This is a genomic window from Trichocoleus sp. FACHB-262, assembly GCF_014696035.1.
In the GTDB taxonomy this organism is placed as follows: Bacteria; Cyanobacteriota; Cyanobacteriia; order FACHB-46; family FACHB-46; genus Trichocoleus.
In genome coordinates, this window is record NZ_JACJPK010000102.1 from 1 (window position 1) to 11174 (window position 11174).

Sequence of the window (11174 nt, forward strand, 5' to 3'; positions counted from 1 at the left end):
GCGGAGGACCCTGAATTTGAGACGTTCTACACGAAGAACATCTTGCTGAACGAGGGCATCCGCGCTTGGATGGCACCTCAAGATCAGCCACACGAAAACTTTGTCTTCCCTGAAGAAGTACTACCTCGTGGTAATGCTCTGTAATTGTGTTTCTGAATGCTAGCTGAGCCGTTTTGGGTTTGGCTAAACCGACGCCCTTATCTTTAATTAGACAAGGGCTTTTTTGTAGACACACATCTCTGAATTCGTGTGTTATCTTAGCTAAAGGTGAATGCACCCGGAGCTCTAAGCTCTGCCTTCTAAGAATTAATCCGCTTAGGGACCAAAGGAGGTGATGCCCATGCAAGATAGTAGTAAATGCCTGGGTCGTCAGGTTGAAGTTAGCCGGCTGCGTGCCGGGGCTGTTCTCTAACAGTTAGCCACAGTTGATCTAGTCTCTAGAAAAACTGAGTAACTTTAGTTACTAGGCTGACAGGGAGTCCCTCCCGGCAGTCTGGTTTCAATCTGAAGACCCGCTACACCGCTCTCACTCCACGGCTGCAATGAGTTTCTCAAAGCACCTACCTAGTGAGAGCGGATAGTTTTTTAAAGGGTCATTTAATTTCTTAGATCTAAGTTTTTGCGATCGCAGCTTAGTATTGCAAAGTTCGGAACCGCAGCGATACATAACCCGACTTCGCTGAAGTAAATCTTTTGTCTAACTTGTCTAAAATCTTAGAGCGGTTTTACTGAAAACTATCAGATTTCTCATCACGAGGAGTTAGGTATGGCTCCACTACTAAGTCAAGCAGAGATTCAAGCACAGGCTCATCTACTTTCTGGTTGGGCCGTTGAGGGAAGAACTCTTCAGTCTGTTCGTAAGTTCAAAAATTTCGTTGAGGCGATCGCTTTCGTTAACAAATTGGTTGAGCCTGCTGAAACAGCCGACCATCATCCGGATCTAGAAATCTCTTATAACAAAGTCACAATCACCTTAACAACTCATGACTCAGGTGGGCTGACTCAAAAGGATTTCGATCTAGCTCAACAGATTTCTCACATTTAATCTACCGTCTTAACTGCTTATATTTTTTAGTAGTAATTCACAGCAGCCTAGGCGTCTTCCCATATCAAGTTAGGAAATCTTCAAAAGTTCTCGACAATTTCCGGCTGATAAAGTTAACGTTGAATTGAAGAATCCGCTGGTTTTTGCTAAAACTGTAAGCTAAGACACACGATCGTGGTCCTTGTTCAACCATCTTGAGAGATCTGGTAGATCTAATTTCAAAATACTTGGGAACAATTACGAAACGTCGTGAGTCTCTATCGTAGACTAGTAGATAGATGGCTTAGCTTAGTCGTCCTACAGCAGGTGTGAGGAGAACAAAAAGAATGTCAAAGATTCTGTGGAAATCATTATTGGTTAGCCCTGCTCTCTTGGGTACCGTTTTAGCAGTTTCTTCAGGTGCGATCGCCGCAGAAGCTGGAGTAGTTGCTGAAGCAGCTCAACCCCAAGTTACAGCAGCTCAAGATTTGGCTCCCGTAGCTGTTTCTGCTCAGCCAGCAGCTCCAGAAGCAGAAGTAAGCCCCGTTTTTGCGACTGTTCCTAGCCAAGCGCAAGCGCCTACTCAGATTGCGCAAGTTCCAGCCAACACTTCTTCCCTCGATCAAGTTAACAAGTACACCAACGAGGGCAAACAGAATTCTGTTGCTCAGGTTACCTCTGTTTCTCAGCTATCTGACGTCCAACCTACCGATTGGGCTTTCCAAGCACTGCAATCCTTGGTTGAGCGGTATGGCTGTATTGCTGGTTATCCCGATGGTACCTACCGTGGCAACCGGGCAATGACTCGTTATGAGTTTGCAGCTGGTCTGAATTCCTGCATGGACCGCGTTAACGAACTCATTGCGGCTGGTACTGCCGACCTAGTTACCAAGGAAGACCTAGCTACCCTACAACGCCTGCAAGAAGAGTTCTCTGCTGAACTAGCTACACTCCGGGGCCGTGTAGATGCTCTAGAAGCTCGCACAGCTGAATTGGAGGCTAATCAGTTCTCCACCACTACCAAGCTAGTTGGTGAAGCAATTTTTGCAGTCACCGATGAGTTCAACCAAAATCTTTCCAACAACCCTGTTCTGCAAAATCGGGTTCGTCTGGATTTGCAAAGCAGCTTCACAGGTAGAGATGTCCTCCACACCCGTCTCGCTGCTGGTAATGCAACTGGTTTCTCAACAGACTTCAACAACGATGGCGTTCCTGATGCCGTTACAGCTGAGGGAACACAGCAGTTTAACATTGGCAACACTAGTAGTCCCCTAGTTAATAATGACGTTGTCCTAGACTGGCTTTCTTACTACTTCCCTCTAGGAGACAATATCAACGTCTATCTAGCAGGCACGGGTGGAATTCATAGTGACTATGTTTACAGCACTACCAATCCTTACCTGGAAGACTATGACGGCGGTAATGGGGCGCTCTCTGCCTTTGGTCAAGAAAGCCCCATCTACCGGATTGGTGGAGGAGCAGGTGTCGGTATCAACACCAAATTTGGTGACGCTATCGCTCTTAGCCTTGGCTACCTAGGTGGTCCTGATGCTGCTAACCCCTCTGAGAAGAATGGCCTGTTTGATGGTAACTACGCTGCATTAGGACAGTTAACCTTCTCTCCTGGCGACAATCTGGAGTTGGGCTTAACCTATGTTCATGGTTATCACAATACCGGAACACCTATTTTCAACTTGGGTAGTGCTACCCAAACCATTACAGGTAACGCCCTAGCGAATGGTGGTGGATCTGATGGTGGCCCTAGAGTCACCAACTCCTACGGTGCACAAGCGTCGTTTAAGGTTAGTAATGCCTTGGCTATCAACGGCTTCTTCGGTTACACCAATGTGATCAACCTACAGGAAAATAGCCGTGATGTCTGGTACTACGGTCTAGGTTTGGCTCTGCCTGACTTTGGTAAGAAGGGCAACCTCCTCGGCCTAGTTGCTGGTGTTGAACCTTACTTGGGTAGCAAGAACAATGATGTCGAAGATGACACCTCCCTGCACCTAGAAGGTTTCTACAAGTACCAGTTGAATGACAACATCTCCGTTACCCCAGGTGTAATCTGGATTACGGCTCCTGGTCAAAACGAAGCTAACGATGACATCCTCATCGGTACTGTAAGAACCACTTTCAAGTTCTAAGCCGAAGAAGAGAAGTTTTCATTCTCTTAATCAGCTAATGATTCGGCCCCACTGCTAGTGGGGCTTTTTTATGTCTTCTTCCAAACTTTACTAATCTACCTTTAGTGGTAGAGTACTTAGATAGGCTACTTAGATTAAGTGGTCTCTAAGTGTGGATGTGCTTTAAAGAACATAAAAATCAATCTAAGAGTGCTAATTTTGCTCTTAGAGTTCTGCTTGGTCTACTGAGACCGTTCTAATTTGGTGTGAGGACGTGGAAGTTGATGTCTAAAATTTTCTGGAATTCTTTATTGATTGCTCCAGCAGTTTTGGGTGCTACCTTGGTCGCTTCTCTTTCTGCGATCGCTTCTGAAGCACCAACTGCGCCTACCTCTGTGGCATCTCTGGATCAACCCATCGCTGTAGAAACCAGCGATAACGGACTGGCTCAGGTTACTTCAGTATCTCAGCTCTCTGACGTCCAACCTACTGATTGGGCTTTCCAAGCATTGCAATCCTTGGTTGAGCGGTATGGCTGTATCGCTGGCTATCCTGATGGCACCTATCGTGGTAATCGCGCCCTGACTCGTTATGAGTTTGCAGCTGGTGTTAATTCTTGCTTAGACCGGATCAATGAATTGATTGCGGCAGGTACCGCTGACCTGGTTAGCAAAGAAGATTTAGCCACTCTACAACGGTTGCAAGAGGAGTTCTCTGCTGAACTCGCTACGTTGCGTGGTCGGGTAGATGCATTGGAAGCTCGCACGGCTGAACTAGAAGCCAACCAATTCTCCACCACTACCAAGCTCACTGGAGAAGCTATTTTCGCTGTCACTAATGCTTTTGGTGATCAAGGGCCAGGTGGTGCTGAGCTAGATGACGAAACTGCTCTGAGCGATCGCGTTCGTCTCAACTTAGATACCAGCTTTACTGGTAAGGATCGCCTAAGAACTCGGTTGCAGGCAAGCAACGTCCCGCAATATGGCACCGACAGAACAGGCACCAACATGACCCGCCTGGGATTTGACGGTGAAGAAGAAAACGACGTTCAACTAACAAAATTGTTCTATCGATTCCCCTTGGGCGATAACACCAACGTCGTTCTTGATGCTACAGGGGCTGAGTTTTACGAAAACATCGACGTTATCAATCCTCTGTTCGCTAGCAGTGGTAGTGGTTCGATTTCTCGGTTTGGGCGCTTCAACCCAATTTACCGTCAAGGAACAGGTGGGGCTGGCGTTACTGTAAACACTGGTTTTGGTAAAGCAGTGTCTGTATCATTAGGCTATTTAGCAGACAATGCTCAAGATCCTCGTGAAAAAGCTGGATTATTTGACGGTCCTAATGCAGCTCTGGCTCAAGTTGCCTTCCGTCCCTTTGATGCTCTGAGTCTAGGTTTTACCTATGCTCGAGCTTATGACCCAGGATTCGGACTTGAAGCCGATGAAAATGGTGTGTTTGAACCTCTAGTCAACGTCACCTCTTCAACAGGTAGCCGCCGTGCGAGAAGACCTTTTGGCGACGGTATCGCAACTGCAACTGACAACTTTGGCGTTGAAGCCAACTTCCGGCTTGGCTCCAAAATTTCTCTAGGCGGTTGGGTTGGCTATACCGAAGCTCATGCCCAATCTGGTGCTCTTGAGGGTAGCGATGCAGAAATTTGGAACTGGGCAGCCAACGTAGGCTTCAGTGACTTAGGTAAAGAAGGATCACTCCTTGGTGTCATTGTTGGTATGCCACCTAAGCTAACCGACGTTGATGGTGGTCGCGAAGACGATAACGATACTTCTCTCCATTTAGAGGCGCTGTATCGTTATCCTATCAACGACAATATTGACGTTACCCCTGGTTTGCTTGTGATCTTTAATCCTGAGCATAACGACAACAACGATACCATCTACGTTGGTACGCTTCGGACTACCTTTAAGTTCTAGTAATTCCTAGGTAAGCTTAAATTGTTTTGAGTGGCCTCGCTGATATGCGGGGCCTTTTTATTGCAATTACTTAAACCTCTAAACCCCAGTGGAGAACCGGGGTATAATCTAAGAATATTAAGCCTTGTTAGTCGCTCTCTATTCCTACTTTGCTTGTGGAACTCTCGTGTAAAAGTGAATATGCCTTGCTAGCTTTATTGGAACTAGCAGCTCATTACGGTAGTAGTGAGCCTTTACAGATTCGGCAGATTGCAGCTCAGCAAAACATTCCCGATCGCTACCTGGAACAATTGTTAGCAACCCTTAGACGTTGTGGCCTAGTTCGCAGTCAAAGAGGAGCCAAGGGAGGTTACTTACTGGCTCGTGAACCTTGGAAGATTACACTTTTAGAAGCCTTAAACTGCATTGAAGGGCTGGACACTCAACCAATGGAGAATGGTTCTACAACCAAAACCGTGGAAAGTTCAGTCATCTGGGACATTTGGCAAGAATCGCGGCAGGCTGCTGACGCTGTGCTCCACGGATATACACTTCAAGACCTAGCGGAACGGCGAGATTCGCGGCAGCAATTGGACATTATGTATTACATCTAAAACTCTACAGAAGCTCTTATTGCTTACTTCAGGCAATAAGGCCAAAAGCTTAATTCAAGCTTTAGTCAAGAATATTGCTTTGCTGAGTTATCCAGGTTAGCACTGCTAATATTTGCTCTTTCTACTTCAGTCCTTCAGTCCACTCCTACGTCAACCCCAGAGTCAAGCCATGCGTATCGCTCATGATGTTACAGAATTGGTTGGTCACACTCCTCTAGTGCAACTCAACCGTGTTCCTCAAGCCGAGGGATGCCTAGCTCGCATTGTGGTCAAAATGGAGGGCATGAACCCGGCGTCGTCTGTGAAGGATCGGATTGGCGTCAATATGATCAACGCAGCAGAACGGGAAGGATTAATTACACCGGGCAAAACTATTTTAGTTGAGCCAACTTCGGGAAATACGGGTATTGCTTTGGCGATGGTAGCTGCCGCTAAAGGGTATCGATTAGTTTTGACCATGCCAGAAACCATGAGCTCGGAGCGACGAGCCATGCTGCGAGCCTATGGAGCGGAATTAGAGCTGACACCTGGTATTGAAGGGATGGGTGGTTGCATTCGCCGAGCGCAACAGATTGTTGACTCTACGCCCAATGCCTATATGTTGCAGCAGTTCCGCAATCCTGCGAATCCTCAAATTCATCGGGAAACTACCGCAGAAGAAATTTGGCAGGACACGGACGGCGAAATAGATTTCTTAGTGTCTGGGATCGGTACGGGGGGTACTTTGACTGGTGTTGCGGAAGTGATTAAACAGCGCAAATCCAGTTTTAAGGCGATCGCGGTTGAACCTGTTAATAGTGCTATTTTGTCTGGAGGCAAACCAGGTCCACACAAAATTCAGGGTATTGGGGCTGGCTTTGTACCGCAAGTCCTCAAAGTTGACTTGATCGATGAAGTGATTGCCGTTGCTGATGAGGATGCGATCGCTTATGGTCGCCGTTTAGCTCGCGAAGAAGGTTTGTTGTCAGGAATTTCGAGTGGAGCGGCTCTCTACGCAGCAATTCAGATTGGCAAGCGACCGGAAAATGCAGGACGCTTAATCGTCATGGTGCAACCGAGCTTTGGAGAGCGCTACTTGAGCACACCCCTATTTCAAGACTTGGAACCCAGTCTCTCGACAGCAGCCACTTGAGCTGTTTTTTTGGCTCCAGTTACATCCCAAGCAATGTAGGGCTACAAGCTAAAATAGCCCTATGGGAAATTCCAATCACTACGACACGCTGGATATTCCTCAGGCGGCGACTCAGGTAGAAATTAAGCAAGCCTATCGCCGCCTAGCGAAGCAATTTCATCCAGATAGTAATCGGGCTGTCACTGACCACGAGCAGATTAGTCGGATCAACGCCGCTTATGAAGTTCTTAGCGATCCGCAGCGTCGTCAGTCTTATGACCAAGAGCTGGCTCATCGGTTATACGGCACTAGATTTGACACGGAGGGAATGTCTCCTGGCGATCGCCAAAGACGAGCTGCCGAAGTACAGAAGCGTTATCGAGAGCAGTACCCCACTGGTCAAGCAGCGGATGAACACCTACAGCTATGGCTAAATCAGGTTTATGCACCTGTAAATCGACTGCTATCTCGAATTCTCAGAGCTTTAGCTGAAGAAATAGATGAGCTATCAGCTGATCCTTTTGATGATGAATTGATGGAAGGATTCCAAGAGTATTTGGAAGATTCCCATACTGATTTGAGCCAAGCTCAGAGAACTTTTCGCTCCATGCCCAATCCTCCTAACGTAGCGGGTGTAGCGGCTCATCTCTATCACTGCTTAAACCAGGTGAGTGACGGTTTAGAGGAGCTAGAGCGGTTTACATTCAATTACGACGACCACTACTTGCACACGGGGCAGGAGTTATTCAGGATTGCTACAGGGTTACGCCGAGAAGCTCAGGCTGCGATCAAGAACCTGGCTTGATGGAGGACCCACTAAAAAAGCCTGAAGCTGCACACTCCAGGCTCTGATTGATTCGGATCAAAATTGGTTAAACGATTTGTTGGAGTTCAGACTCTAACATACCGATCAACCTTTGATCTCCTAGATTTTTAGCAACTTGCAAGCGTCGTTCTAGGCTACGGTAAATATTTGTCCGATGTGTCTCTTCAACTTCCTTCAGTACCCGCTGTCGTACATTTTGCACAGGGTTTACTTGGCTAGCAGCCGTTGCGGACTGGGATGCAATCAAATCTTCCACTTGCATTGGGCGATGAGTGGAGTAGGCAACGCCTCGATACTTTAGGTCCAAAGGAGTTTGAGGCACGGGAATGTGCTTCGGATAAGGATATTGCAGCCGCAGGTTTTGTCCACGATATTTTCCTACAACATCTCCTTCCAACATTTGAAAGGTAGGTAGCTCAGACTCGTATTGAGCACCACGGTATGACAGTCTCATGCTTTTCGCCTCTAACTTCGTTGCTTAATGGGGTTAGGATGAGGCGCGTTCCTTCGGGATGGCTCCCTACTTCCGTCCCTCTCGATGGCGAAATAGCCAACTCAGCAATAAATGAGACACCAAGAGAGATGAACGTAACTATATTCTGTATCTTAATTTACAGACTAGGCACCAAATGTGATTCTTTAGTAAATTTTATTAATTACAAGTGTTGACCTGCCACTAGCCTTAGGCATAGAGCAAGTTGGTATAACTAGAGACAATGGCGGTGGTAGCTATAGAGGCATGTGTCACCATGCCTCTGCTGAGTCCGGTTAGGGATTGGCTGCTCTGAGCACCTGAATCCAATCGAGTAAGAAAAGATTGCCAATTTTTTCTGCCAGTGTCTGGGCTTCTTGATAGAAGTCTTTGGCCCAGTCTGACTGCTCCAATTCTGCCCAAATTGCCCCAATATTCGCCAAAGTTGTAATCTCACCTGGGCGATCCTTTAATTCTCGGTAGAGGATCAAGGCTCGATTGTAAAAATCCAAAGATCGCTGAGGTTGTTTCAAGTCTCGGTAGGCAAAGCCAATATTGTTGAGGGTGGTGGCTTGTCCTGGGCGATCGCCTAGGGTTTCCCGAATCGCCAGGGCTTGGTGATAGAGATCTAAAGCTTGGTGTAACTGACCTGCATCGCGATAGGCAAAGCCAATGTTATTAAGTGTGGTAGCCTCGCCAAAGCGATCGCCCAAGTCTTGTCGAATCAGCAAAATTTGATTGTGAATCAGCAAAGCTCGCTGAGGCTCACCCAAATCGCTATAGACAGAGCCAATGTTGTTGAGGGCTGTCGCTTCTCCAGTGCGGTCACCTAATTCCTTTTGAATTAGGAGTGCTTGCTTGAAATATTGCAATGCTTTGCGGGGCTGACCTAAGTCACTGTAAATCAAGCCGACATTATTCAGCGTTGCTGCTTCTCCAGCGCGATCGCCCAACTCACGCCGGATCGGTAGGATTTGGTTGCATAAAAGTAAAGCTTGCTTCGGCTGACCCAAGCGAATGTAAGCCAAGGCAATGCTGTTTAAGGTAACTGCCTCAACTCGGCGATCGCCTAATTCTCGAAAGATCGCGAGAGCTTGGTTGAAAAACTCTAAAGCTCGTTGGGGTTCTCCTAGCTGGCTATAAACAGAACCAATATTGTTGAGCGTGGTCGCTTGGCCAAACAAAGGTAAAACCACGGTTTGCGGAAAACACTCTCCTTGGACTTCCAACTGGGGTTGGCCTAAGGCGCGTTGCAGCACTAAAGCTTGTTGAAGAAATTGCAAAGCTTGCTGCGGTTGCCACAACCGAATATGCGCTAACCCGACTTGATTCAGAGCGATCGCTTCCTTGGGCGTGTCACCCAAAGTTCTAGCTAATTCCAGGTTTTGCTCAGAGAGGGTTAGGTATTCTCGAAATTGATTTTTACCGTAGCAAGCGATCGCTTGGTTGCGGTGCTGTTCCCATGCCTGTACAGGACTTGAAGACTTCTCCATTAATGCGCTTCCAGGGGAGATTAGGTGAGCTGACATTACTGCCTTCAGCTTTGCCTGTCAGGGATGTAGAGGAGCGATGCAATAGTATGGCTGAGATTGAGGGCACTTTATAGTGAGTGACCCATTCCCGTAATTTTACATACTTAATGCAGCCTTTGAAGTGCCCTTTCAGTTTGGTGAAACCAGTGTCATCTATCTTAGGGTATAGGAGCAATTTAAAGCATCCGCATACGAAACATACTTTAGCTAGATTGACTAAAGTTTTAATGGTTATTTCGGTTTCGGATTAACAGCTGATTTATTTCTGACTTAATTCATCTCTGCGGTCTAGCCGCCGTTGACCGACCAATGCGGCGGGTCGCCTAGCAGCTTATACACTCCATAAGAAGCTCCGACTTTCATCAAAGCGGGATTCCCACCATCGCGAGGAGCAGCAATACTCACTAGTTGACCGCTGCTGTCTCTGATTTGCAGTGTCCCTTCCCAACTAATGAACCAATCGATCGCCAAGCCTTGCGTATGCAGCGATCGCAAAGCTACAGGGTTAGTACCAATGCCGTAAGCATCAATCATTTGCTGAGCCGCTTGCACAGAGCCAGCATTGGTGTAATGCACCCAGTCAATATCTACCCCTAACATAGCGGTCACATCTTGAGGCCGAATTTGAGAGCGGCTAATTTTGGCAGCAAAATGCATTAGGTAAGCTCGCTCTGGAGGACGCAGTGTATTAGTAACCTCCATTTTTGCCCCTGCTGCTCGCAAGGCTTTCTCAAAGGCCTGAACCCGCTGTCGAAACGGGGAAGCTAAATCTTCAATAGAATTAGTTGCCAGGAAAAACTTTACCCAGTGGGGACCACTTAAGCGAAAGCGCAACTTTTTGGCATAGTCATCAATCAAGGCGATCGCCGCATTGAGATCTGTCCCCAGTTTTTGCTGGGTCGTGGCTGCTAACCGCTGTTGCAAGTCATCGCGAAACCGGACATCCCTTTGTTTATAGACTTGGGCTAAGCCTTTACTGCTCAGGGCTCCAAAATCGCCATCCACGGTGAGGGGAGGATTGAGTTGGGCGATCGCGTTGAGGCTCTTTTGCAAATCCTTGACCTCAGCTATGCCAAAGTTGAGGTAATCCAGCAGCAGAGAAGCAGAAAAATTCGGCACTTTAAATAACAGGCCTTGCTGGAGTGCTAGAGCATAAGTAGCCTTGTCCACGACTCCTGTGACAGGCAGATTATTTTTTTGTTGATAGTTGCGAGTTGCCGTATCGGTTAGCCCGCCAAAGTCTTCATCTACTGCTCCGAGCGCAAACTGGGCTCCTTTGAGAAAGCTTTGCCAAGCCCCCACTGCTGGCCCTTCAGACCCGCTCTGGAGTACAGGTAATCCTAAAGCAGCAATATTAAATGTCATAAATTTCACCGGACGCTAGGCAATCCAAAGGTTGTCATCTATAAATATGCGTTCAACTCTACTGCACTCCTTTGATAAAACCCCAGACGATTAAAAATTGATCACAAGCGATCGCGAATTCCCCTAGAACGGCTCTACTTAATCAACCTCAAACTGAATAGGGCTTTTATGATCAAGGAGAGGAGTTCACT

The 11174-nt window shown here is 47.2% G+C and carries 9 protein-coding genes, 1 pseudogene and 1 riboswitch; of the genes and pseudogenes, 7 read left to right on the top strand and 3 right to left on the bottom strand.

What is annotated here, in order from left to right:
- The 7 genes and pseudogenes from H6F68_RS24420 to H6F68_RS24450 all read left to right on the top strand — a co-directional run.
- Positions 1–144 (top strand): annotated as a pseudogene (locus H6F68_RS24420) (photosystem II protein D2); the annotation flags it as partial.
- Positions 145–766: 622 nt separating this feature from the next.
- Positions 767–1045, top strand: coding sequence for a 4a-hydroxytetrahydrobiopterin dehydratase (locus H6F68_RS24425; protein ID WP_190563066.1), 279 nt, complete (start codon positions 767–769; stop codon positions 1043–1045).
- A gap of 326 nt (positions 1046–1371) precedes the next feature.
- Complete coding sequence (locus H6F68_RS24430) at positions 1372–3171, top strand: iron uptake porin (protein ID WP_190563068.1); 1800 nt, start codon at positions 1372–1374, stop codon at positions 3169–3171.
- 263 nt (positions 3172–3434) lie between these two features.
- A complete protein-coding gene (locus H6F68_RS24435) occupies positions 3435–5084 on the top strand; it encodes an iron uptake porin (RefSeq protein ID WP_190563070.1) in 1650 nt (549 codons plus the stop codon).
- A 155-nt stretch (positions 5085–5239) separates the two neighbouring features.
- On the top strand, positions 5240–5677 hold the full coding sequence (locus H6F68_RS24440) for an Rrf2 family transcriptional regulator (RefSeq protein WP_190433415.1): 438 nt from the start codon (positions 5240–5242) through the stop codon (positions 5675–5677).
- Positions 5678–5846: 169 nt separating this feature from the next.
- Positions 5847–6809, top strand: a complete 963-nt coding sequence (gene cysK, locus H6F68_RS24445) for a cysteine synthase A (RefSeq protein WP_190563072.1) — start codon at positions 5847–5849, stop codon at positions 6807–6809.
- 61 nt (positions 6810–6870) lie between these two features.
- Entirely contained in the window at positions 6871–7593 is a 723-nt protein-coding gene (locus H6F68_RS24450; RefSeq protein ID WP_190554865.1) for a J domain-containing protein, read from the top strand.
- A gap of 67 nt (positions 7594–7660) precedes the next feature.
- Here the strand turns inward: H6F68_RS24450 and H6F68_RS24455 are convergent, their stop codons facing one another.
- From H6F68_RS24455 to H6F68_RS24465, 3 genes are all read right to left on the bottom strand, one after another.
- Positions 7661–8068 (bottom strand): DUF4278 domain-containing protein, encoded by a 408-nt coding sequence (locus tag H6F68_RS24455; RefSeq protein ID WP_190563074.1) that lies wholly within the window; start codon positions 8066–8068, stop codon positions 7661–7663.
- A gap of 42 nt (positions 8069–8110) precedes the next feature.
- A riboswitch (Glutamine riboswitch) is annotated at positions 8111–8205 on the bottom strand.
- Positions 8206–8382: 177 nt separating this feature from the next.
- On the bottom strand, positions 8383–9579 hold the full coding sequence (locus tag H6F68_RS24460; RefSeq protein WP_190563076.1) for a tetratricopeptide repeat protein: 1197 nt from the start codon (positions 9577–9579) through the stop codon (positions 8383–8385).
- 327 nt (positions 9580–9906) lie between these two features.
- Positions 9907–10983, bottom strand: coding sequence for a peptidoglycan-binding protein (locus H6F68_RS24465; RefSeq protein WP_190563078.1), 1077 nt, complete (start codon positions 10981–10983; stop codon positions 9907–9909).
- Positions 10984–11174: the final 191 nt, after the last annotated feature.

What these genes read in the sequence shown, in the direction of transcription:
- H6F68_RS24425 (WP_190563066.1), top strand. Translation starts at nt 767, where the DNA reads ATGGCTCCACTACTAAGTCAAGCAGAGATTCAAGCACAGGCTCATCTA.
- H6F68_RS24430 (WP_190563068.1), top strand. Translation starts at nt 1,372, where the DNA reads ATGTCAAAGATTCTGTGGAAATCATTATTGGTTAGCCCTGCTCTCTTG.
- H6F68_RS24435 (WP_190563070.1), top strand. Translation starts at nt 3,435, where the DNA reads ATGTCTAAAATTTTCTGGAATTCTTTATTGATTGCTCCAGCAGTTTTG.
- cysK (WP_190563072.1), top strand. Translation starts at nt 5,847, where the DNA reads ATGCGTATCGCTCATGATGTTACAGAATTGGTTGGTCACACTCCTCTA.
- H6F68_RS24450 (WP_190554865.1), top strand. Translation starts at nt 6,871, where the DNA reads ATGGGAAATTCCAATCACTACGACACGCTGGATATTCCTCAGGCGGCG.
- H6F68_RS24455 (WP_190563074.1), bottom strand. Translation starts at nt 8,068, where the DNA reads ATGAGACTGTCATACCGTGGTGCTCAATACGAGTCTGAGCTACCTACC.
- H6F68_RS24460 (WP_190563076.1), bottom strand. Translation starts at nt 9,579, where the DNA reads ATGGAGAAGTCTTCAAGTCCTGTACAGGCATGGGAACAGCACCGCAAC.
- H6F68_RS24465 (WP_190563078.1), bottom strand. Translation starts at nt 10,983, where the DNA reads ATGACATTTAATATTGCTGCTTTAGGATTACCTGTACTCCAGAGCGGG.